General features: G+C 51.3%; 17 protein-coding genes. 2 read left to right on the top strand and 15 right to left on the bottom strand.

All coding sequences use genetic code 11. From position 1 onward, the window contains the following. Window positions 1–23 precede the first annotated feature (23 nt). Complete coding sequence (locus J5I83_RS02360) at window positions 24–356, top strand: transposase (protein ID WP_304053002.1); 333 nt, start codon at window positions 24–26, stop codon at window positions 354–356. Window positions 357–460: 104 nt separating this feature from the next. Here J5I83_RS02360 and J5I83_RS02365 read toward each other — a convergent pair whose 3' ends face one another. The 7 genes from J5I83_RS02365 to J5I83_RS02395 form a co-directional block, all read right to left on the bottom strand. Next, window positions 461–1951, bottom strand: coding sequence for a tyrosinase family protein (locus tag J5I83_RS02365; protein WP_304053004.1), 1491 nt, complete (start codon window positions 1949–1951; stop codon window positions 461–463). Between the two features lie 42 nt (window positions 1952–1993). Beyond that, complete coding sequence (locus tag J5I83_RS02370; protein ID WP_304053005.1) at window positions 1994–2209, bottom strand: hypothetical protein; 216 nt, start codon at window positions 2207–2209, stop codon at window positions 1994–1996. A 144-nt stretch (window positions 2210–2353) separates the two neighbouring features. Continuing rightward, window positions 2354–2830, bottom strand: coding sequence for a hypothetical protein (locus J5I83_RS02375; RefSeq protein WP_304053006.1), 477 nt, complete (start codon window positions 2828–2830; stop codon window positions 2354–2356). Window positions 2831–3035: 205 nt separating this feature from the next. After that, a complete protein-coding gene (locus J5I83_RS02380) occupies window positions 3036–3809 on the bottom strand; it encodes a Kazal-type serine protease inhibitor domain protein (protein ID WP_304053007.1) in 774 nt (257 codons plus the stop codon). A 274-nt stretch (window positions 3810–4083) separates the two neighbouring features. Beyond that, window positions 4084–7035 carry a galactose oxidase-like domain-containing protein gene (locus tag J5I83_RS02385; RefSeq protein WP_304053008.1) on the bottom strand — a complete coding sequence of 984 codons (2952 nt, stop codon included), beginning with the start codon at window positions 7033–7035 and terminating at the stop codon, window positions 4084–4086. 177 nt (window positions 7036–7212) lie between these two features. Then, window positions 7213–7668 carry a Kazal-type serine protease inhibitor family protein gene (locus J5I83_RS02390; protein ID WP_304053010.1) on the bottom strand — a complete coding sequence of 152 codons (456 nt, stop codon included), beginning with the start codon at window positions 7666–7668 and terminating at the stop codon, window positions 7213–7215. Window positions 7669–7944: 276 nt separating this feature from the next. Beyond that, window positions 7945–9429: a sodium:solute symporter family protein gene (locus J5I83_RS02395; RefSeq protein ID WP_304053012.1), complete on the bottom strand. Its 1485-nt coding sequence runs from the start codon at window positions 9427–9429 to the stop codon at window positions 7945–7947. A gap of 271 nt (window positions 9430–9700) precedes the next feature. Here J5I83_RS02395 and J5I83_RS02400 point away from each other — a divergent pair, with 271 nt between their 5' ends. Then, the gene (locus J5I83_RS02400) at window positions 9701–12418 is read left to right on the top strand and encodes an AMP-binding protein (RefSeq protein WP_304053014.1); all 2718 of its coding nucleotides are present in this window, start codon (window positions 9701–9703) and stop codon (window positions 12416–12418) included. A 37-nt stretch (window positions 12419–12455) separates the two neighbouring features. Here J5I83_RS02400 and J5I83_RS02405 read toward each other — a convergent pair whose 3' ends face one another. From J5I83_RS02405 to gnd, 8 genes are all read right to left on the bottom strand, one after another. Next, the gene (locus J5I83_RS02405) at window positions 12456–12809 is read right to left on the bottom strand and encodes a YdbL family protein (protein ID WP_304053016.1); all 354 of its coding nucleotides are present in this window, start codon (window positions 12807–12809) and stop codon (window positions 12456–12458) included. A gap of 30 nt (window positions 12810–12839) precedes the next feature. Continuing rightward, entirely contained in the window at window positions 12840–13151 is a 312-nt protein-coding gene (locus J5I83_RS02410; protein ID WP_304053018.1) for a YnbE family lipoprotein, read from the bottom strand. A 6-nt stretch (window positions 13152–13157) separates the two neighbouring features. After that, window positions 13158–15938 (bottom strand): YdbH domain-containing protein, encoded by a 2781-nt coding sequence (locus J5I83_RS02415; protein WP_304053020.1) that lies wholly within the window; start codon window positions 15936–15938, stop codon window positions 13158–13160. A 119-nt stretch (window positions 15939–16057) separates the two neighbouring features. Next, entirely contained in the window at window positions 16058–18388 is a 2331-nt protein-coding gene (locus tag J5I83_RS02420) for a glycoside hydrolase family 15 protein (RefSeq protein ID WP_304053022.1), read from the bottom strand. Window positions 18389–18535: 147 nt separating this feature from the next. After that, entirely contained in the window at window positions 18536–20611 is a 2076-nt protein-coding gene (gene tkt / locus J5I83_RS02425) for a transketolase (protein ID WP_369683384.1), read from the bottom strand. Window positions 20612–20614: 3 nt separating this feature from the next. Next, window positions 20615–20761 carry a hypothetical protein gene (locus tag J5I83_RS02430; protein ID WP_304053026.1) on the bottom strand — a complete coding sequence of 49 codons (147 nt, stop codon included), beginning with the start codon at window positions 20759–20761 and terminating at the stop codon, window positions 20615–20617. Window positions 20762–20919: 158 nt separating this feature from the next. Next, on the bottom strand, window positions 20920–22350 hold the full coding sequence (gene zwf / locus J5I83_RS02435) for a glucose-6-phosphate dehydrogenase (RefSeq protein ID WP_304053028.1): 1431 nt from the start codon (window positions 22348–22350) through the stop codon (window positions 20920–20922). Beyond that, window positions 22343–23374: a phosphogluconate dehydrogenase (NAD(+)-dependent, decarboxylating) gene (gene gnd, locus J5I83_RS02440; RefSeq protein ID WP_304053030.1), complete on the bottom strand. Its 1032-nt coding sequence runs from the start codon at window positions 23372–23374 to the stop codon at window positions 22343–22345. The genes zwf and gnd overlap by 8 nt, the downstream gene beginning before the upstream one ends. Between the last annotated feature and the right edge of the window lie 262 nt (window positions 23375–23636).

Consider the following 23636-nt stretch of genomic DNA (forward strand, 5'->3'; position numbering starts at 1 on the left):
ATGCCAGTGGCCGCATCAATGTTGTGATCGGCGCGTTAATCGGCAAATGTCTTCTGACGGTGGGATTGTTCAAAAGCAATATTGATGCAGATACTTTTTTCGGCTGGACGGTATACGATCTGTTGCCAAAACTCCCGCCAGCATCAGTTGTGGTCATGGATAACGCAATCTTTCACAAAAGGCAGGATATTCAAAATGCAATCACACAAGCCGGACATACACTTGAATATCTGCCAGCATATTCACCAGACCTTAACTCCATTGAACACAAATGGGCACAAGCCAAAGCAATCAGAAAACAAAAAAACCAAAACGTTGAGCAACTCATTAAAATTGAATCATTTTATATGACTTAGGCTATACCTCAAAAGGTGGCAAGGCACCTGGATTTCACCATCTGCTACTCCTCTTTTAAGTTATCTTCTAAAAGTATACTGGATTATCGCTATATCAGTCAGTATCATCCCCGAGTTACCTGAATGGAATAGGGGCCTGTCCCTACAGGCGAATAGTGTCTTATACGGACGAAATACTCACCTGGTGAGAGCTGACGGCGAATCAGGGCGTTGAAAGAAATGCCTGAATCGTCGTTGCTGGCGATTTCCGGTGTTTGGCTGTTCGGGCCATGCAAGCTCATAAAAGTATCTGTCGTCCCGTTTGTTTGGATGGTATAGAAATCTTCATTGGTCACATTAAACCGATACACGTCGCTTTCATTTGCTGCAGAAATCGACGCATTGATGCTTACGCCGTTTACCATGAGCTCAGGAATGGGCGTTGGAGTGGGACCGGGAGCTGGGCCAGAAGTACGCACACCAACTGCATAATTTCCTGTTGAGTTCGGATTATAAAGGCGAATACGCAGATAGTAGGTGCCTGCCGAGAGATTGCGGGTGATTTGTGCATTAAAATTCTCGCCTGCATCGTCGTCTGATGCCACTTCGAAATTCTGATCGTTGGGACCAAACAGGGTCATGAAAGTATCAGATGGTCCAGTGGTGTACATCGTGTGGGACCCAAAAGACGGGACTTCAAAGCGGAAAACGTCGGTTTCTCCTAGCGTTCCAATATCAGCCGGTGTTGGATTGGCATCAACAACAATGAACGGTATTTGCGGTTGAGGCTGAGGACCAGCACCGTCGTACACAATACCCAAGGCGGTGCTGTCTAACACATCGATAGGACGCGGACCAATCTGCCCGGAAGGGGTGTTATTCATTGGGTCAGTCAAATTTTGTCCAAAAGGTCCGCCGTTTGCTGGCAGATAACCTTGACTCGGGAAGCGTAATTGCCACTCATGCCAGACCTTATCAACCATACAATGATGCATGAAAAACACCGGATCATTCGGCGAGGTCATCGGCAACATAGAGCCGCCGACCCAAACATGTCCCCGGTTGTGGAGGTTGGGGCCAATCCAGCCTTCAAGTTGATTGCGGAAACTCGGATTGCTGTTCATGTTCCATGGAGATACATCATAGGGCGTAACAGCCATGACTTGATTAATTTCGGCCTGGGTAGGTAAGGTTGGCAGTCCGTTCTGACCAAAAGCGCGCGTGAGTGGACCAGCCGGTAGTCCACTAGAATTGATTACTGTCCATTGGCCAGCCCGGAATGGGCCGGTCCGGACGACACCACCAGCATCGCCGTCTCCCCCGAGAAGGTCATCATTCCACATGGAGGCATTCGCCCCTCCCGATGGCCAGTTCCAGTAGGGTATGCCGAGATTGGGGTTGCCTGATACGCGCTGAAGTTCCAGCTCGAGATCGAAAAGAAAACGGCGGTGCCAGGGCAGGAAGGCAGGACATCGATGAATGGCGCTCATGATGGCGTTTGCATGCCTGAGCACAAATTGGTCGTAGATCCCCTCTGCTTTTAAAGTTCGAATGGCGGCAACGAATTCTGACCGTTCAGCAGCAGTCAGGGTGTTTGCATCTTTTCTGATAGCCATGAGAATTTCCTCCTTCTCTTAGTCTGCTTGAGTTTGTTTGAACTATTTTTTTACCTTAGAAAACTCGACCGTATGCCGGGCGATCGCTCTCGCCAGTTCCAACAACGAATCGTATTGGGTATAAGGCAGATATCTCGAAGAAAACTTATTTTTTGTCCCATCATATTCGTAATTAATCTCCTTTCCATTAATTGACAGGTTGGCATCATCTTTTATTTCAATATTGCAACCTTCAAAATTTTCTTTATGGTGTGACATTGTGAGACTCCTTTTTTGCATGATGAAAAATTGATCCGTCCTTCCTCTATATTTCTTTTTAAAAAAGAATTTTTTCTGTAACTCTGACCGGGTTAACCACCATTACATTATGATAAGCCGGTAAAAGAATGATAATTGGCAGTCCTATTCATTCACCTCGCATTGCATTTTTAAAGTCATGATGTTTTCTGGATGACGCCCATATCCCCGAATTACAGCAGATATGTCAACAAAAAAACCATCCAGCGTACTGTAATTTAAATTTACAAATCCAAGCGTTCTCGGAAAATCTGGCGCCGTATCTTTCATTCCCACTGTTTTTGTAGTCAGGAGTTCAAGGCTGATTATTTCTTTGAAACGAGATGTCTGAAACCTCCCAGATTTTGCTACTTTCTCAACCATGAAACATCCATGGTAATGCGCTTTCAGTTCAAAAGTTCCTTCTTTCGAAATGACCAGCTCGCCAGAATGAAGCGTAGGAACTCCGGTGCAATCACTTGTTTGCGTTGATTCAATATGGCAGGTCATGTTTTTCAGAGCAAAAGGCTGCTGTGACATTGCGGTGGAACTTGTCTTAGCAAGCAGCGCGACGCTCATGAAAATCACAACAAATGGTTTCATGTAGTCTATCCTTGAGAGTGTAAAGTGAGCGTGCAATGATGTATGCAAAGAAACACAAGAAGCTTGTCAATAAGCAACAATCGCAATTTTTTCGGAATGCTTTGCGATTAACATCACGCACACTCACGGCCGACGGAGTGAATTATCCCAAGAACAGTTTAGCTGATGCATTCTTTACAAGATCCATTGTTACGCCTGCATGCAGTTATTTCACACAGATACCTGCACAATCGGCACCACCTTTAGCAGGATCGCAATTGTCCGACGGATCATCCACGCACTTCATCCCTTCAGGACAAGGAAATGCAGCAATGCCGCCACACATTTGTTTGGGTTTCTGATCATGGTAAGCAGGACTGCCTTTGGGTGGATAATCCATACGTTTTCCTTCCCCTGCCTTGGTGGGTTCCGCTGGTCCTAACTTAACGCTCTCCTCAACCCTTCGTGGTTGAATTGTTTCCACATCAATGGATTCAACTTCTCCCTCGCTATGCCGGGCGGTATATACGCCAGCAACATCCAATGGAACAGGGCTTTTCACAACCAGAAATCCTTCCAGAAAGGCGAAATCCACACAAACACCATCAATCGGACAAAAGTAGCCTGCAATGTCAAAACAATTTACGCCAACCGCCCCATCTGGCTGGAGCACTATTTTCTTGAAAGGTGTGACATCGAAGGGGCCTGGTTCAGAGCCAAACTGTGTTGCCAGTGCCACCTTGGCTGCAAGAGTGATTTTCTTGTTCGTAGGATTGTGGATATTGACGACTGTGCGGTAAGTGCCTCTCGCCAGGGCGCCATCCTGGTGCGGTAACAAGAGCGAACAGGTAACTTTTGCTCCATATTGATACTCAGTTTTGACTGTTTCTGAGTATTTCGTCGTTTCTGCCTGAGCGATTGACTGAGTGCCAATGAGACCAGACCAGCACCCTGATCCGAGCAGAAGAGAGAGAAGTTTGATCATATTGTGTCGTTTCATGATAGTCACCTCATTTGGTTTCATGCCCCCTCAGCAGAGAGCGTCTTTTTAGCCCGCAGTGGTTTTACCTAGGCTGATGGTAGATCACTTTACCTTGTTCAACCTATAAGATAGAGTAACCCAACTTAACTTACTGTTTAAAATATCGGCAGCATGTCATTTTTGCAGCTTGTTTTATACCCTTGTTTTCATGAGAATATCTCCTTGTATAGTGTGGTTATTAGGGCATATGCCTCATTGGCGCCACCATGTTTTCTTACTATCAACTATAAAACTAAGTAATCATTACAAACCTCGCTTCTGATGGCACTCCCTGATTATTGACGATAAACAGCATGTAGTATCCTGGTGGCGCAATATTGCCATGTGCTGGCGCTTCGATTTCTATGGTGGTGGCAGTCTGCGGATGGACAGGCAGTTTGATGTAACGCTGACCAGCATCAGTATGGTGTGTTACCGCAATCGGTGCGATCAATACCACTGCATTGATATCAGTAGCTTGCGGCGTTTCGATCACAAAAATGCTCGCATAGGTGACAGAGGATGGCGCATTCGATATGACTGGCCGTGCACCCAAGCTAAGATAATCTGGTGAATAAAGCTCCACCGAGTTCTGGTTTTCATCTGCGGTGCCTGGCGCGACGCCGCCTGCTGCCAGCACTCTGCCGTCCGGCAGCAGAATACATACCGAGTGATACTGACGTGGGAAGTTTAATGGCGCGCCTACTGTCCAGCTATCCGTAGCTGGATCATAGCTTTCTGTTTCCAGCACCGGCGTGGGTGACCACTTCTGGCCATTGCTGTGACCGCCTATGATAAGTACCTTACCGGTAGGCAACACTACAGCATTCACATTGGTGCGACCAAAATTCATGTCGGCGATCCGTGTCCATACCGAGCCGGCAATGCCGCCGCTGAATTCGATTACTTCAGCAGTCGCATTATTGCGCGCAATGGCGGGGCCTGCTACCCCGCCGCCAAATACGTACAGGCGTGTACGTTCCGGATTTACGGTCGTATCAATCATGAGGAGGCTCATGCCTTCCTGGCGGTCGTAAAATTGCTGCTGTCCATAATCGGTCCAACTGCCATTGTTCGGTCCGGTCAGGGTCAAATAAGCGGTCTGGGTTCCTGCTGCACCGGCCCAGCCAGCACGCGTATAGAAAATTTCTCCGGAAGGCAGGAGATGCATGCCGGGATACAGTTCATCGAATAAGCGGTTTGCCCCGGCGATTGCTGTCCACGCGCCGCCGTCGAATACCTCTACTTCTGCTGCGACAGGGTGTCCGCCAGAAAATGCGAGTACACGTCCGTCATTCAGGCTCAACGCTGTCGGATACCAACGCGCGTGTGTCATGCTGGCGGCTGGAGCAAACGTTCCGCTATCGGGGTTTGTGGTATTGGGTGTGAAAATGTAACATCGATTGTTAGTATGTCCCTGACCCGTTGGAGTTGTGTCTCCACCGATGACGAGTAAGCGTCCATCGCTTAAAAAAGTGTGGCCGCTGCAGAAAAGATCTTCCGGCAGAGGGATGATTCCAGGCATGATCTGCTTGCTTGCCGGATCCCAGATACGGGCTTCAAGTGGAAACTCGACTCGATCAGGGCTTTCTGTTGCGCCTGAAAAGAGTAATACATGACCCGTATTCAATAATGCTCCGTGAACCACGAAGATTGGCGATGGATCCAATAGTTCCCAACTGTCATGGCCATGTGCGCCGCATGGATGAGGATCTACTTCCGGGCATTGGTGCACATGCACTGTCGGCAGCTGGTAACAGATTTTGTCAAGTTCCTCGTTGCTCAGCTCGACTTCCTGAGTAGCACGCAGCACTGCCGCCATGCCTTCCATCATATGCATCTCTACATGGCAGTGAATCAGGAAATCACCTTGTAGCCGGTATTTTTTACGCTTTTCCTTATATTGCTCAGCGTAAGCATCTGTCGATGAGTATTTAGGCTGATCCGTAGACTGTAAAAAGTGCGCTGGATGTTCCTGTTCGCTTGCGGTTGAAGAAGAATGATGATCTTCTTGGCCCTCATGCGGTTTGCACTCGCATTCAAGCGGCACAGGCTGGAGGATTACCGGTGGCACGATGGTATCGGCGACAAACGACTCGGCAGGTCCGAGCGAGCGTGTATCAACCCATTCACTGCCCCATCGCCACCGTTGCCCATGCAAATGGAAATTGTGCCATACCATACTCAAATCCAGATTGAACACATACCAGCGCACGCGCGCGCCGTATTCAGCCACAATAGTAGGGGTATTTCCCACGAAGGTGCGCCCGTTGATAGCAAATGACTCCAGTCCGGCACCGCTGCGCTCGGTGACAGTATGGGGTTGATTACCCACATGATTCCACGTAACCACAGCGCCCACGCCAACTGTTATATCATCAGGTTCGAAACGTGGTGGCGTATCCAGAATATTGATGGTTGCTGTCAGAGGTCCTGTCGCCGTGACGCGCACACGTCCCTGCATCGGATGGAAACGGCAGTAGTATTCGAAAGTACCTTCCTGGTTGAAAGTGAAAGTAAATAGATCGCCTGCATTAAGTGAACCACTATCGAAAAGTGCATTTCCAACCTTAGCCGTGAGGCGGTGAAAAAAAATGGGCACTTCAAGGTCTGCTTTCTCGCAGTGGGGATCACGAACCACAATACCACCGAAAAGTCCACGCTTTACAACTTCCTCGATGTGCATATGATGGTCATGGAAAGGCCATGCTCCGATGGCGTCTTCTTTCACATCGAAGATGTAGCACCACTGGCCGCCAGGACAAATCGCATCGCTGCGATTAAATCCAGCATGGTCCTGCACGCCAAAAGGCCAAGAACCATCTGAGTCTATGCCGTAATGCAGGCCGTGCACATGAAGACTGTGAGGCTGGCTATCGCCGTTTAGCACATGGACATAAAGCCTCTCACCCGGCTGCGTATAGATGACTGTTCCGGGAATTCTCCGCTCGACCCGAGGTTCATTGATATCCGCAGCAACGAGGGGCGTATTTTTTATTATGGTATAGGCGTCATCCAGATATTCGCGGTAGACCAAGGCATCCAGTGAACGCCGGTCTACTTCCGCTTGTGGAATGGTAGCGTCCAGATGCGCCATGTTTCTCATGCAATCAAGCCGATGCTTATGATGCTCGGCATCGTCGGGGGCAACGGGACTGTAGTTCGATACTGCCTCGATTTTGAGGTAGATATGTCTTACATTCATGATTCCATCTCCTATTCAGAGGGGCAGTGCACAAACATAAAAGTACGTTTATTCAGTGACGATAGTCACATCACAGTGCCCTTAAATCACTCTGCTGTCATTGGATGCATCTCTGATCGTCAGATCAAACTCAAACAGTCATTCCTTAGCGTTCATTTTTTCAAATTCTGAAGCTATCTACTTAGCCATGCATACTCCTGGACAATCCGCTCCACCTTGCGCAGGGTCACAGTCATCACTTGGATCATCAATACAAGTCTGATCTTCTGGACATGGAATGCCTGCAATACCACCACACGCCTGGGGTTGCGCTGGTTTGCATTCGCCCGCATGATCAATGGAAATACCTGCAGCGGCCGCCTCACATGCATTACCATAAGTCTTACCGTCGCAGCCACAAACCGGGTTGTACTCCCTTGTGCATATCGTTGGTTTAGTTTTGCAGACCCCTTGCGCATCAGCAACTTGGCATTGGCCGACACCAAGATCACAATACTGCTGATCAGGGCATGTCAGTCCCTGGATAGTGCCACAAATTATTTCAGAAGGCTGTGGTGGCTTGGAATCTTTGCAACCTACCAGCAGCATAGAGGAAATCGAAAAAGCAGCTAACAAAGTGATGAGTGCATTCATGATACTTAACCTCCTTCTTCGTAAATTAGCGCTGATTTATCATGATATGTACCAGCACCTTAAATAACTTGGATTAAGCCAGAAGCCTGATTGCAAATTTAATCTACTAAGATCAAAAAGTACGCTTCCTTGATCAAAATTAAAATAAGCAAAAACCTTAATTTGATCTCAGGAAAATGCTTAGAAAATAAGATCAGGAGTTTTTTATAAAATAATGGGGTGCCAGACTTTGCGGTATTCCCTGCAATAATTTTTGCCTGGCTTGATAGGAAGCAGCTAGCGCGGCGTCACATGATGCGTCTTCATAGCCGCATGATGCTGCAATTCGTGCAAAGGCCGGCCAGGCGTTTTGTGCTCAACCCACTGTGGCAGCAACGAGCCGGCGAGCATGCCCAATGCCGAAATGCCAAGACCAATCAACTGCGCTGGTACGAGGCTTTCTTCGCCAATCAGGATTTCGATCATGAGCCAGGAGAGCAAACCACCGAAAATAGCTGCAAGTGCACCTTGAGTGGTCGCACGTTTCCAGAGTATGCCACAGAGCAGTGGTACGAATGCGCCGGCCAGCGTGACCTTGTAGGCGCTTTCAACCATTTCGAATATAGTGGAAGAAGAATACAGTGCAAAAGCGAGCACAGTAGCGCCGAAACCAAGCAACGTCGCGCGCATGACCCAAAGGAACTGGCGATCATTCATTTTTGGCCAGAAACCACGGAGCACATTTTCGGCAAAAGTGACTGAAGGTGCCAGCAGGGTGGCTGACGAGCAGCTCATGATCGCAGATATCACTGCGCCGAAGAACAGCACCTGAGCAGCCAGTGGCGTATGCTGCAATACCAGCGCAGGCAGTAACAACTGCGAATCCTCTAGTAGCAATTTTGAAAATAATGTTGGATCGATCAAGGTAGCAGAATAAGCGATGAACATCGGCACAAAGGTGAAACTGAAATAGATCAAAGCACCCAGCACGGAACCCCACAGGGCGACATGAGCGTTCTTCGCCGAGGTGACGCGCTGAAACACATCCTGCTGCGGAATGGAACCGAGCATCATAGTGAGCCAAGCACCGAGGAAGGCAATCCATTTCAGTGGGTCCATTTCCGGGAAAAAATTAAGCTTGCCTGCCAGACTGGCATGATCGATAACCGCGGTGGCACCGCCGCTGACTTTGCCGCTGATAATCCAGGCGATAAAAAACAGGCCGCTCATCGATACAAACATCTGCACAAAATCCAGGATAGCCACAGAGAACATGCCACCGAATGTGGTGTAGGTGAGCACGATAGCAGTACCGAGTATCATGCCGGTTTCCTGGCTTACCGTGCCATCGGTGACGACATGAAAAATCAGGCCGAGCGCCTTGATCTGCGCTGCGACCCAGCCCAGGTAGGCCGCAACGATGCAGAGCGAAGTAAGCACTTCGACTGTGCGGCTGTAACGCATGCGGTAAAAGTCACCGAGCGTAAGGATATTGAGCCGGTAGAGGTAGCGTGAGAACAAGATACCGGCGATAACCAGGCACATCGAAGAACCAAACGGGTCAGCAGCTATGCCGGTCAGACCTTCCTTTACGAAAGTAGCCGGTACACCGAATACAGCTTCGGCACCAAACCAGGTAGCAAACACAGTAGCAGTCACTACTGGCAGCGGTAGGGAGCGGCCGGCGACAGCAAAGTCTTTGGCGTTGTGTACGCGCGTTGCCGCATAGAGACCAATGCCCACAGAAACCATCAGATAGAAAATGACGAACCACAGCAGCATGGCAGTATTACCAGGAAATGATAAAAATTAATATTTAATCGTATGTTAGCAAGGGCAGGATTATACTGATGGAGAAGAGGAAAATAAATGTTCAATTCTGCTACAAAACTTTGTAAAGAAAAGTCTTCTTACTATTTTTCCTGTCAGAGTTGTCCGTTGGTATGGAAAGCAGGTCAGTTAGGCGGAAGATACGAAAGAGTCTAATTCGTTGATCGCCATTTTTTAAGCTGACTCAATTGAGGGTAAACCTGCCGTCAATAGGGGAGAGATCATGTCCAAGCGCATTCAGGGATGCGAAATACCTCATCTCGCAACGCTCAGCACGCTGATTGACTCGTTCGCGGGGCGTAAATCTTCGGCTATTTACGTATTGCAGAAGCAGGGAATGCGTGTGTGGACCTATAGTGAGCTGCTCGACCAAGTCTTGACGCTTGCGCGCGGGTTATCCAATCTCGGCGTGGGCAAAAGTGATCGCATTGCTTTGCTTGCTTTTAATCGTGCCGAGACCATACTGGCGGCACTTGCGATCTTGAAAACGGGTGCAGCAGTAGTGCCAATTGATGCGCAACTCGGCACACAAACACTCGAATTCATGCTTGCTGATAGCGAAGTGCGCATCGTATGCGTAACAGCCGATCATCTATCCCGGTTCGAGGCCTTGACCGGTGGCCAGGATTTGCAGCTTATCGTGTTGGACGGAGATGAGAAGAATTCGCGGCACTGGCGCCAGCTGCTGAGGAATGAAAGTGTGATTTTGCCCGAAATCAACCCAACCGATCCGGCGGCACTGTTTTATACTTCGGGCACCACCGGCCGACCCAAAGGCGTGCCGCTCACTCATGCCAACATCACTTTTTCGCTCAATGGACTGTGCCAAACCCGCGTCACTATGCCTGACGACAGATTGCTGCTGCCATTGCCTTTGCATCATGTTTTTCCTTTCGTCTGCGGCATGCTGTTACCGCTTGCGTTAGGTTTGGCAATGGTCTTGCCGTATGCCCTGACTGGCCCTCAAATTGTGCGAGCCTTGCAACAAGGCAAGGCCACGATCATCATCGGCGTTCCTCGTCTCTATGATGCACTGTACACGGCGATCGCTGCGCGTGTTCGCGCTCAGGGCAAAGCCACCCACGTTTTCTTTTCCAGCATGCTTAAGGTATCCATGTCTATGAGGCGTGTGTTTGGCTGGCGCATGGGACAATGGTTGTTCCGGCCGATGCACCGGCACTTTGCGCCCACATTGCGACTAACCGTTTGCGGCGGCGCGGCGCTCAATCCTGAGCTGGCATGGAAGCTCGATGGGCTGGGGTGGCAACTGATGATCGGTTATGGTCTGACCGAGACCTCACCCGGCATTAGCACTGATCATCCTGCCAGCCTTCGTATCGGCAGCGTCGGAAAGCCGTTTCCTGGCGTGCATGTCCGCCTGGCGCCGCTCGCGGAAATGAGCGGAAAAGAGGAGGCGTATGGCGAAGTGCAAGTGCGCGGGCCCAACGTCTTTGCAGGTTATCATCATCTGCCTGAGGAAACGGCCAAGGCATTTACCGGTGATGGCTGGTTCCGGACGGGTGATCTCGGCTGGTTCGATGCAGATGGCTATCTTTTCCTGTTCGGACGGGCCTCCACGCTGATCGTGACAGAGGGGGGTGAAAACGTTCAGCCAGAAGATGTCGAGGAAATTTATCAACGGCATCCCGTCATCCGCGAGCTTGGCATCCTGGCGCAGGCAGGACGGCTCGTTGCTGTCATCGTGCCGGAGATGCGCGAGGTCCGGCGTCGAGAGAGCGATATTGAAAGCGCTGTACGCGAGGCGCTCGTGGCAACGGCACATGCCCTTCCTTCGTATCAACGCATCACGGATTATGGCATCACACGTGATCCTTTGCCGCGCACCCGCTTGGGCAAACTGCAGCGCCACCGCCTGAAAGAGTGCTATCTGGAGGCGAAAAAAGCCATGAGATCGGTCGCGACAGTCGCCGGATTTTTTTCTTTGGAAGAACTCGCTGAGCAGGATCGGGCGTTGTTCGATGATCCTGCTGCCCGCAATGTCTGGGAGTGGCTCACGGCACGTTATGCATCGAAACATCTGACGCTCAATACCAGCCCACAACTTGATCTCGGCATCGATTCGATCGAATGGCTGAATGTGACACTCGAAATCGGTGAACGTACCGGCATCGACTTGAGTGAAGAGGCCATTGGTCGTATCGATACAGTGCGCGATCTGCTGCGAGAGGTGAGCGAAGCTTCTGCAGCTAGATCCGCTGCCACGCCGCTCGATCAGCCCGAAGAATTTTTGTCGCCGCAGCAGAAACGCTGGCTGAAACTGCACGGCCTGTTTCTATCGAGTGTGGCTCGGTCGCTCTATGCGATTAACCGTCAGGTGATGCGATGTGCTTTTCGCGTGCGTGCAGCGGGGCTGGAACACGTGCCTGCTGACAGTCAATTTGTCCTGGTCAGTAGCCATGTCAGCAATCTCGGCCCCTTTGTACTCGCGGCAGTCCTTGATTATCATCGCTTGCGTCGCACCTACTGGGCTGGCTTTACCGGCGCAGCATTTCGCAATATGGTTTTTCGTTTGGTGAGCCGAATTGCGCAAGTGGTGCCTATTGATCCTGAAAGCAAAGCTATTTCGAGTCTGGCCTTCGGATCAGCGGTTCTGCGCAGAGGAGGTAATCTGGTCTGGTTCCCCGAAGGTAGTCGATCGGCCAGCGGACGCCTGCAACCGTTCAGGCCGGGCATCGGCATGCTGCTATCGCGCTATCCGGTCACGGTGGTGCCTGCTGCCATTATCGGTGCCTACGAGTCCCTGCCGGTGGGCGCGGTGTTACCGCATTTCCGACCCATCACCGTGATCTTCGGACCGCCACTGCAGCCACAAGATCTTATGTGCCATGGCAAGGACGCAAGTCCGGAAGAGTACATCGTACATGGACTTGAGCAGGCAGTGGCTAGCGTGCTGGCAAAGGTGCCGCGGGAAGCGGCGTAGCCGCTCAACATCGATCAGTATTTGCCTGATAAAGGTGTCATTTCTGCACCCATTGCCCATTGTCTTTTTGCACCCAGGTACCGGCAGGGATTTTCTTGAATATTTCCGCAGCATAAACTTTTGCCACCTGATCGACGCTTACACCCTGGGCAGCAGCTTTTTGCTGATAAATCGCTCTGCGCTGGGCGTTAATGGCATTCGCCTCTGCCTGGGCGCTGGGATTTCTGGCGACGACGTAGCCGCTGAGGCTTTCACCAATCGCGCCCGAGGCACGCAGCTGTTCAAGGTTGTCGGCCCACGCTGGCGCTCCATAGAGTGCCAGTGACAGTAAAGTGGTGCAAACGATTTGCAAAATGGGTTTTTTCTTCAGTATGCTTGGCATACGCAGCATGATGTTCTCCTTATTGATCTAATTCGGGCGCTAAAAGACATTCGGATTGGCTTCAATATCTTTCTTCGCTTCTTCTTCAAGTTTTACGCGTATATCGGCATCCAGCTTGACATTGAGGTTAATGGTGATGGGCTCTTGCGGTGCTTCGACTTTGACTGTTGGCGCGCAGGCGGCAATTGCCAGGCAGCACAGCAGCAGTGATGCGCTGGCCGATGAAATTTCTTTGATTCGATGAGTTTTATGCACGGTTGCATTCCTTTTCTGATTGATTGCAGATGCGATGTTGCTGTTCATTCTGGCAGTGATCATGACAACATACAATATAGCGATAGTTTGACTCAATAAAATTTAACGCAACCTGAATAACTCGCGCAAAACTTCGTTGGATAGCCTGTAACCCTGACCAATGGCCTGCAGAATCTGGCCGATATTACTTTCAAGATTGAGATTCAAGCGAAACATCTGTCCCTGTTTCACATTGGGATTATTTCCCAGCAAGGAGAGGGTGGCTATCAGGTCATGCGTTGCAGACTTATCCAGCTGGAGTGACAATTCAGTGTAATGAAAATCCTGCAATGCCTGAAGCAGCAGATCCATTTCTTTACCTGCACCGGCTAGTAGTTGCGCGGCTTTCTCGGAATGGAACTGCAGCGTGCCAGGCGTTTGTGCCGCGAGATGGCTGTTTTGTATGATGATCTGATTGCCTGCGAACGTGATCGGAATATTGCCAGCGAGACGGCCGCTGCCGGTCAATCCTTGCACCTGTATCTGATCGAACAGAGCTGCGAGATCGAGGTTGTCCACACCTATCACCACATCGTTGCGAGCAGAGGTCGGATCGATGACCGTGGGTCCAAGAGATACGATTCCCCCAAGCAAGAACAGGGTTGCTTTATCAATGGCCAGTCGAGGCGGGGAGCCTCCGATCTGGTAAGAGAGCGCCAGGCTTTCCATGGGAATGCCAGGATCAATACGTCGAATGGTGAGGGTCTGCTGCGGTGGCGTCCTGGGCGATAATAAATCAGTTAAATTCAATATCGCATTCAGATTGCTGATGCTGGCAGCTTGATGAACAAACGATACATTGTCCAGATCAAGTACGCCACTGCTGTGGATGCTGTTCTGTGACCACTTGAACTGAGCGCTGGCGCTAACCGTGCCGCTCACATCCTCCAGCTCGCCAAGAGCGGGTGCAAGCGCTTGGGGTTGCAAGCCGCCTGCTGAAAAAGTTAAGGGAGTGATCGTTATTGTTGCCATGCCGTCACCACTGGCCGGCGCCTGCTCGCCAGTGAGGGTCAAATAGCGTGTGCCCGGGATGCCGCCGACAGCACGGAGCGAATACACGCCGGCTTGTCCTTGCGCAGATTTGTTTCTGATGCTGCCGGAAATGGAAATCGGTGCAAAGTGGGGCGTCGCTGCCAGATGCTGCAACTGACTGATAGTGAAATCGGCAATCTTGTCCGTGCCTGTGACACCTAAGGGGAACGTTGCGGCTATATTATTCAGCTGTATCTGTGATTGCGCCAGGGTAAGGCGCATACCGCTGATGGCGAGCTGGCCTTGGGATGGTTTACCTGTTTCAAGCTGTCCGCTCAGGACTATTTTCCCAGGGTGAATCTGTGCCTCAATTGCTTGAGCCTTGTCCTGTTCGGCCAGCAGGGTGAAAGTTGTTGCTGTTGCTGTCAGGCGATGTTTGAGTGCCATGCCGTGCGGTTTTTTCACCAGTTCGATTTCCAGTTGGGGAATGGACAGGCTTAGAGGATCCTGCAAATGGACAGCATCAGTGGCGGCGATTTTATCAAGTTTGACCTGTCCCGCCCTTTGCAATCCGATACGCCAGTTGTCATGATCGAGGCGGATCTGCAGCGGCAAGACAGCAGATGCCCGGTGTGCAACCAGCGATCCGGCAGCCAGCCTATTCGCATCGGTATGCAGATTGAGCCTGCCAGAACCCTGGGCGAGGGCTACCTCAAGCTTGAGCTGACTTGTTAGCCCGGTTACTTTTTGTGGATAGCTGAGCGTTTGTACTTCAAGCTGAGCTTGTCCGGTCAGCGTACTGTGCCGCAGCCAGCTCAAGTCATGCAGGCCATGATGGCGAAGTTCCTGGAAAGGAAGTCTCTGCCCCTTGATTTTCATCGCTAATACCACTGATCCTGCACTGGGCTGTGCAACGCCAAGCCATTGCCATGGATAATGACTGGCTGCGCCGCGCACGTTGAGAGCAAGCTCGATGTCGGGTGTGGCAGGATAATCACGTGCTATCGCATGTAAATGCGCAACCAATGCATCATCAGCGGCCAGTAGTTCGCCAGTTAATCGGGCATCAGTGGCATCTATTTGTAAACTGATGCTGGCTTGCTCAAACACCTGCGCTGTCTGGCCGGTAGCAGACAGATGGATATCGGCTAACATGAATTCAGCATTGATAAGCTGCGGATGCATGCCTGTCAGTGTGAAAGCTGCCTCGCCAGTAAGGCTGGAGATTTGTGTCTCGGGTAAGCTCAGCACGCCTTCTGATACTGTGATCTTGCCTTGCAGGCTGCCATCATGGTCCATGGTTGCGGTCAGTGTGCTTCTGGTCCGGCCCGCTGGGCTAGCGATTTCAGTGATCAGGCGGGCAGACAGCATGCCTGACCGAGCTTGCTCAATATCGCCTGCCAGCGCGATGACGATATCACCCCAGGCTGAACGCGCATGAATAGCTGAATCCCTTAGTGCGATGGCAGGCAGGATAATCGCGTGCGAATTTCCGCCGTTGGCAGAAAGCAGGGGCTGCAGCGAACCCAACGGAGGACGTTCACCGCTCAGATCGAGCGCTATTTGCAGTCCGCTCACTTGAACTGAGCCTATCATGCCTGCGAGCAGGTCGCGTAAATGCCAGGAGACATGAATTGTGTCAACATGCAGCTCGTTAGCAGTACCTATTGTCAAGTCGTGCAATAGCAGGCCATCAAGCGAAATCTCTACAACTGAGAGAGATTGCAACGGAATGTTTTGTTCGCGTAACTGGTAGCTGATGAGCGATGCTAGCAGCGGAGCGCGAAATAGATAGAGACCCATGCCGGTTATAATGGCAAGGCTCGTCAGAGTCAGTAACCAATTAGCTAAATGTTTGTTTGGCTTGCTCATCAATACTGTTTGAAATAACTAATAAAATCTATTGTGGCAATTAAGCGGATCATAGATTCCGGCAATAGTATTCAGAGATATTACCGGAGGGAATGCTGATTTTGCCGGAATCCAACTATCTATTCTTTAACCACTACCTCATAGTCAGTGTTTTCCCATATTTTTCGGTCCAGCCAGTAGAAAGTAAACTGGACAGTATCACCGCCTCTGAGCATGGTGACCGGTAGATCAACCACGTGGATTTCAAGTCCCGTATCCCTGGTGTTTATCTCTTGCACATCGTTCCATGAATTGATACCCCAATGCACGCGAGCTGGCATTCTGAGTGCAATGGTCAGAATGTTGCCAGCACGAATGTGGCGCAGACGGTACCGTGGACCCCAAATCTCATGAGTAATTTGAGGGCGTATTCCATGATAGCGGTTCCAGGTGGCGACAGGTCGGTCGACCGGGTAGCCACGTGCACGGCTATAGCACAGTTTGATAAATTCACTATGCGCCCAAACAAGGGGCATGGCGGAACCGCTTGGCTTCCCCGGATACAGATGACGTGCAGGAATAGGTGCACTATCCCATACCTGTTCCGGCAGAAGGCCGCTTATCCCGGCCATAGCTGCCATGGCTTCAAGATAGGAGAGTGGATCTGCGCCCGCCACAAGCGCATAGTGACCCCGCTCTCCGGTCAAGAGTGGCCACCCCCGCCCGCAGCCGACACCATTGAAGGCACTACCGTCCCGGTGTTCACCATAGCCGTCTCCGTTATAGCGGTGCCAGACAGGGCCGCTTGGGGTATCAATTTTCAGCAGTTGATCTATGGCTATCAGGCTGTCAAGAATGCAGGAATCTTCCGCTCGGCGCAACCCGTAGCGTACAAGTTGCAGGAAGTCGGTTGCAATCTGCTCATCGGCAGGTAAGTTCGGATCCTGGGCACGGTTCTTGATCAGAACATGCTCGGCCTGGGCACCTTCGTGCACCAGCACATCGTCCGGTGCGATCCGTATGTAATAGCCGGTGACGCCAAGCTTTTGAGAAAGAGAAGTATCGGTTACAAATGTCCATTCCTCAAGACGGGCATTCCAGTTATCAGCAAGCAGCAATGAAAATTCCCGTGCTTCTCCATCGAGAAAAGTGCTGCCCTCAACCAGTGCAGCAATAGCGACTGCGAGTGTGAAAGTATTTACGCCCGAATCCTCTTCCCATCTATCCTGTCCGGTGACAGGGCCTTCGCGGGCGATAAAACATAACGCCCGCTTGACCATATCCTTGCATGGGATGCCTTCCAGTGCACCGCATTCGCGTAATGCGGAAACCAAAAGGACTGGAAAAGCAGCTTCGTCCAACTGAATTCCCTGCCAGAAAGCATTACCCCCAAGCCACTGATTCTGCAACCAGTGCCCATCCGCCTGCTGGGTAGCAATCAAGTAGCGCAGTATGTCACAGGCATCTTCAAGCAGACCCATGGCAACCAGCGCACCTGCAGTTTCTACCAGATCACGGCACCACACCAGGTGATAGCCGCCGCGGCTTTGACTATCTTCACCCCAGGGTACAGCGAGGCTTGCCACCATGGCGCCGCAATAAGTACGGTCTTCATGAACCTTGAGAACCATGCCGGAAAGGGCAAGCAGTCGTTGCAGATCAGGAGGCAAATCGGGAAGACGGCAATTTTCGAACCATGATTCCCAGACTCGGCACTGAGCATCCCAGATTGTCGAAAAATCCTCAAATAGACTCGACATTGCCAGCGTCGCTGCAGAACGCATACTGGTTCCGAAACCAAGAGCAAGAGTTGCTTGATTTGCTAACTCGCCCATTAGCGCGACAGCACCTGGGCCGGCGCTGTCATACTGCCATGTCATGCGTCCGTGCTGGTTGAAATCCTGCCAGCCGTCGCTCTCTTCAATACAGCCGACCGAGCAGCGCTCCCAGGCATCGGCTCCTTCTTCCCGGCCTGCCATTAGCGCTAAAGCAAAAGGTCCTTGTTCTGCCCACAGAACCTTACGTCCATTGTGTTCACCAACCGAAGCCAGATTGTTTTCTGCATTCCCACCCAAGCGTGCCGACAAAAGCGCATAAGGGCGCAGATTTGCATCTCCCTCCAGGCTATAGCGTAGAAGGAGGACATCTCGCCGTTGCAATGGGCAAATCTGCAGGGTAAAGATAAAGCGGGGGTGCCGGTGCATAATCTCGACAGCCGGCACATAGGGTTTTGGCAAACTGACTCGATAGTCTTCGAGACGCCGGAGCTCTACCCAGAATCCTCGATCATCAGCGATAATGAAGCCCAGATCTCTGATTTGGGGAGTATCAATACGGGGATAATAGATTTCGGTGATGATACCTTCGGCAACCGTAAACCAGAGACGCGAAGAGCCGAGACTGGTGCCGACCATGTCTTTGCCGCCGTGAGCCCAGGCTGGATGAGAAAAAGTGGCTTGAGGTGCTTGCATACGATGCCTTGTACAGAACGCCAAAAATAGACCTCGTGCAAAGAATGAGTAGTGTAAATTCTTCTTTCCAAAGGACCGATCTAAATATTACCTTTCTTTAAGCGGTTCAAAATAATCATTTTTGATCATAGCGATTGCCAGATGTTGCTATCCCTTGCCCAGCATTTCTTTTGCGATTGCCGTCACTCGGTCTGGCTCGAAGCCAAATTCTTTCTGCAGTTCCTTCAGTGGAGCTGAAGCGCCAAAAGTCTGCATACCTATGATACGGCCGCTGCTGCCTACATAGCGTTCCCAGCCGAAGGTGGATGCCTGCTCGATTGCGATGCGCGCTTTTACTGCTGGAGGGAGGATACTGTCACGGTATTCCTGTGTCTGGTGCTCAAAGATATCCCATGATGGCATGGATACCACGCGGGAGAAGATACCTGCAGAGACGAGCTGTTCGTGGGCCTGCACGGCAAGGCTGATCTCGCTGCCCGTTGCGATCAATAGAATCTCAGGTTTGCCGCCAGAGGCGTCAGCCAGCACATAAGCCCCGCGCGCTACCCCGGACGCTGGCGCATATTGATTGCGGTTCAGCGTTGGAAGCGCCTGGCGCGACAATATCAGGGCAGCCGGGCGGTGGCGCAATTGCATGATGACGCGGTATGCCTCGACGACTTCATTAGCATCGCCGGGACGCAAAAGTGTCAGGCCAGGGATAGCGCGTAGAGAAGCAAGATGCTCGACTGGCTGATGCGTCGGACCATCTTCTCCGTCGCCCATGGCATCGTGGGTGAATACAAAGATAGTCGGCAATTCCATCAGGGCTGATAAGCGAATTGCAGGGCGCGCGTAGTCACTGAAAATGAAGAAAGTGGCACCATAAGGTCGCAGCTTGGATAATGACAAGCCGTTTACGATCGCAGCCATAGCATGCTCCCGGATACCGAAGTGCAGATTTTTGCCGCCCGGCGTGCCAGCCTGGATATCTTCCGCACCAGGATAGGTCAGCAAGGTTTTGTTCGATGGACCAAGGTCTGCAGAACCGCCGATCAGCCAAGGAATGTTTTGTGCCAGCACGTTCAGCACTTTACCTGAGATCTCCCGTCCTGCCATTCCTTTCGGATCCTCAGGGAACACCGGCAGGTTGCGATCCCAGCCGGCCGGCAATTCGCGCCGTTGCATCTGGTCGATTTCGGTAGCAAGCTCGGGATACTGAGCGCGGTAATCAGCGAACAGCGCTGTCCATGCATGATGTGCTGATGCTCCCCGCGCGCTAATGCCAGCAGCAAAGTGCTCACGTACCCCTTCCGGCACAAAGAACTGCGCATCCTCGGGCCAGCCATAAGCGCGTTTGGTAGCCCGAACTTCATCCGCACCCAGCGGTTCGCCGTGAGCTGCGGCGGTATCCTGCCGGTTTGGCGAACCGTAACCGATATGACTGTCGAGTATGATAATGGTGGGCCGGCCTTTGGTTTTCCGAAATAGCCGCAGGGCGTAACCGATTTGTTCGATATCGTTTGCGTCGCTCAATCGCAGGACGTTCCAATGATAGCTGAGGAACCGCGTCGCTACATCTTCGGTAAACGTAAGTTGGGTGCTGCCTTCGATGGTGATACGGTTGTTGTCGTAGATCCAGCAGAGATTATCGAGGGCAAGATGGCCTGCCAGCGAGGCCGCTTCTGATCCTACGCCTTCCATCAGGTCTCCATCGCTACAGATGGCGTAGATATTGTGGTCGAAGATATTGAAAGCCGGCTTGTTATAGCGGCTTGCGAGCCACTTCTCGGCAATCGCCATGCCGACACTGGTTGCGATACCTTGTCCGAGTGGCCCAGTGGTGACTTCTACGCCGGATACCCAGTGATACTCAGGGTGGCCCGGGGCTTTGCTGCCAAACTGACGGAAACGGCGAATATCTTCCAGCGTCACCGAAAGCTGCCCCAGTCTTTCGTAATCTGCATTGACTGCGCGTGTACCCGTCAGATGCAACACTGACCACAGCAGCATGGATGCGTGCCCGTTCGACAGCACGAAGCGGTCCCGATTGGGCCAGATCGGGTCCTGTGGATCGAACTGCATGACGCGGTTCCAGAGGGTGTAGACAAGCGGTGCAAGCGCCATGGCTGTACCGGGGTGGCCAGAATTGGCTGCTTGTACGGCATCGATCGACAGCGTACGGATGGTGTTGATGGACAACTGGTCAAGTTCAGCATCGGTCATGGGCTTTCCTCGTGGCATGAATCAATTTCCGGCGTTTGCCGCTTCCAGGCAGCCGTGCGCTTGGATAGCAAAGAATAAATCGTTGGCACTTTTACCGCTCAAAACGACAAAATCAGCTTCAAGAGCAGTTTTCAATTTATCTGCAAGCTGAATACGTGTTGATGCCATTTTTCTTACCCACGGCATTTAACTCACGCTAAGCGGGATTGAATAAATTATGAAGTGGGTGCGCTTAGTCGCGAGTTCCAGATAATCAATCGATACGCGCTCATATTTTCAATCTCGTTTACAATAAAAAAACATTAATCCACCCCGCCAGAAATCCTTCATAAAGGAGCTTCTCTAATCGTCGCCTGATCAAATTTCTGCGGGTTGTGCCATCCTCCATGGCTTTTAATAAGCGCATCAGCCTCATTCGGCCCCCAGCTACCGGGTTTATACAGGTAAACTGGCGGATGCCTCGTGAGAACTCCGTTAAGAACCGCCCACGCAGCTTCTACCGCATCCTGTCGAATAAAAAGTGCGCCATTACCTGCCAATGCGTCACCTAACAGACGTTCATAAGGTGCTTGCTCGTCTGGCTGGGCATTGAGGAGATAAAGCTCTTTTTGGTCGCCAATAAATTCTTCTCCCACTCGCTTGACACGTGCGGCGAGAGCAATAGCGGGATAAGGAGATAATTTGAAACGTAGATAATTAGCCCGGCCAGAGACCGGCCAGGCGTCTTCGAACAATTTCTGGGGTGGGGCTTTGAACTGGACCAGAATCTCTGCAACACTTTCGGCTAAACATTTGCCTGAGCGCAGATACCACGGTACTCCTGCCCAGCGCCACGAATCAATGAACAACCGCAGGGCACAATAAGTTTCTGTGTCAGAGTTATTAGTGACACCTGGCTCCTGAAGGTAGCCTTCAAACTGACCTCTTACCAGATCTTCCGGTTCCAGCGGATGCATTGCCTGAAATACCTTGACTTTTTCACTCCGTTGCGCTTCAAAATTTCGTTCAGCAGGAGGCTCCATCGCCAAAAGTGCGACTATCTGTAAAAGATGATTCTGAATCACGTCGCGCAGACAGCCGACTTGATCATAGAAACTGCCTCGACCCTCTACACCAAAGTCCTCTGAAAGGGTAATTTGCACGCTCTCCACGTAATTGCGATTCCAGACCGGTTCCAGGAACGAGTTTGCGAACCGGAAATAAAGAATGTTCTCAATGGCTTCTTTGCCAAGAAAGTGATCAATACGAAAAATCGAAGTTTCCGGAAAAACCAAATGCACGGCGTGATTAAGTGCACGGGCCGAGGCCAAATCACGACCAAAAGGTTTTTCCACGATGATGCGGGCGTGCTCAGTCAAGCCGGCTGAACCAAGATCCCTGATGACCGCTGCGAAGGATACGGGCGGAATGGCAAGGTAGAAAGTTGGGCGTGAGGCGCCGTCAAGTACTTTTCTGAGCGTTTGAAACGTCTCTGGATTTTTATAGTCGCCATCTACGTAGCGCAGCAGCGAAAACAATTGGTTTAGGACGTTGGGATCGATATTTTTAATGGAATGTTTTATGCCGTCTTTTGCCCGCTCGCGCAGTTGCGCCAAATTCCAGCCTGAAAAGCCAACACCTACTACCGGAATCCTTAGCATGTCCCGTTTGACCATCGCATAGAGCGCAGGAAATATCTTTTTATGGGCAAGATCGCCTGTTGCACCAAAAAACACCAGCGCATCGGATGGCGCTAGAGCGTTGCTGGATTTACTCATGCCTCGCCCCGTCTTTTTGCTTCTCAGCGTGACCACCAAACTGTTTGCGCATGGCCGAGAGAATACGATTGGCGTAATCGGCCTCTCCCTGGGACTCGAAACGCCCGAATAATGCAGCGCTGATGACCGGCGCCGGTACCCCTTCGTCGACAGCAGCGAGCGCGGTCCAGCGTCCCTCACCCGAATCCGATACGCGTCCTGAAAATTGCTTAAGCTCAGAATCTTCGGCAAGCGCTGCCGCCGTTAAATCAAGCAGCCAGGATGAGATCACACTGCCCCGGCGCCATAGCTCAGCTACTTTACTGATGTCGATATGGTATTGGTATGCATCGGGATCACGCAATGGAGTGGTTTCGGCATCCTGTGCCCTGGAACGCAAACCGATGTCTGCGTGCTTGAGGATATTGAATCCTTCGGCATACGCAGCCATCAAAGCGTACTCGATACCGTTGTGAATCATTTTCACGAAGTGGCCTGCGCCAGCTGGACCGCAGTGCAGGTAGCCATATTCTTCAGGGCCAAGTGCGCCTTCACGACCGAACGTGCGTGGTGCAGTCGCAACACCTGGCGCAATGCTTTTAAAAATCGGATCGAGATGCCGGATGACGTCATCTTCTCCACCGATCATCAAGCAGTATCCGCGTTCAAGCCCGAATATACCACCGCTGGTACCACAATCGACGTAGTGAATGCCGCGGGCCTTGAGCGCGTTGGCGCGCACTTGATCATCGCGATAATAGCTGTTGCCCCCATCGATAATGATATCGCCGGCTGACAGTGATGCTGCCAGATCCGAAACTGTCTTGCCGGTGACGCCTGCCGGCACCATTATCCAGACCACACGTGGTTGAGATAGTTTGGTAGCAAAATCATCCAGAGAGTCGGCGTTCTGGATGCCTGCACCCGTAAGTGCCTTGACCGCGTCGGCATTGACGTCATAAACGACGCACGAGTGGCCGCCTTTAGTTAAGCGTCGGACCAGATTGCTTCCCATACGTCCGAGTCCAATCATTCCAACTTGCATGCAATGATCTCCTTCCTTATTTCGATTTAACGATTCTTTCTGCCTCGTTGCAGGACTTTGGGCTGAAAGAAGACAAATCAAACTAGAAGCTATATTGTTTTCCCTGCGCTGCTGGTAGTTATGCTGTGAATCTGGATTGCCCTTTCATCAAAATAATGCGCCCTGAATAAAATACCGTCAAGTAATGTTGCGATGCAGTGAGCACTTCTCTTCAAAGACTGAAGTGGCGAGACAATGATTATTAAATCAGAGAGGAGTATCT

Origin of the sequence: Nitrosomonas communis (genome assembly GCF_024102715.1) — a bacterium.
Classification (GTDB): Bacteria; Pseudomonadota; Gammaproteobacteria; order Burkholderiales; family Nitrosomonadaceae; genus Nitrosomonas; species Nitrosomonas communis_B.

Coding starts and splice junctions, on each gene's coding strand:
- J5I83_RS02365 (WP_304053004.1), bottom strand. CDS start 1,951: ATGGCTATCAGAAAAGATGCAAACACCCTGACTGCTGCTGAACGGTCA.
- J5I83_RS02370 (WP_304053005.1), bottom strand. CDS start 2,209: ATGTCACACCATAAAGAAAATTTTGAAGGTTGCAATATTGAAATAAAA.
- J5I83_RS02375 (WP_304053006.1), bottom strand. CDS start 2,830: ATGAAACCATTTGTTGTGATTTTCATGAGCGTCGCGCTGCTTGCTAAG.
- J5I83_RS02380 (WP_304053007.1), bottom strand. CDS start 3,809: ATGAAACGACACAATATGATCAAACTTCTCTCTCTTCTGCTCGGATCA.
- J5I83_RS02385 (WP_304053008.1), bottom strand. CDS start 7,035: ATGAATGTAAGACATATCTACCTCAAAATCGAGGCAGTATCGAACTAC.
- J5I83_RS02390 (WP_304053010.1), bottom strand. CDS start 7,668: ATGAATGCACTCATCACTTTGTTAGCTGCTTTTTCGATTTCCTCTATG.
- J5I83_RS02395 (WP_304053012.1), bottom strand. CDS start 9,429: ATGCTGCTGTGGTTCGTCATTTTCTATCTGATGGTTTCTGTGGGCATT.
- J5I83_RS02400 (WP_304053014.1), top strand. CDS start 9,701: ATGTCCAAGCGCATTCAGGGATGCGAAATACCTCATCTCGCAACGCTC.
- J5I83_RS02405 (WP_304053016.1), bottom strand. CDS start 12,809: ATGCTGCGTATGCCAAGCATACTGAAGAAAAAACCCATTTTGCAAATC.
- J5I83_RS02415 (WP_304053020.1), bottom strand. CDS start 15,938: ATGAGCAAGCCAAACAAACATTTAGCTAATTGGTTACTGACTCTGACG.
- J5I83_RS02420 (WP_304053022.1), bottom strand. CDS start 18,388: ATGCAAGCACCTCAAGCCACTTTTTCTCATCCAGCCTGGGCTCACGGC.
- tkt (WP_369683384.1), bottom strand. CDS start 20,611: ATGCCACGAGGAAAGCCCATGACCGATGCTGAACTTGACCAGTTGTCC.
- J5I83_RS02430 (WP_304053026.1), bottom strand. CDS start 20,761: ATGGCATCAACACGTATTCAGCTTGCAGATAAATTGAAAACTGCTCTT.
- zwf (WP_304053028.1), bottom strand. CDS start 22,350: ATGAGTAAATCCAGCAACGCTCTAGCGCCATCCGATGCGCTGGTGTTT.
- gnd (WP_304053030.1), bottom strand. CDS start 23,374: ATGCAAGTTGGAATGATTGGACTCGGACGTATGGGAAGCAATCTGGTC.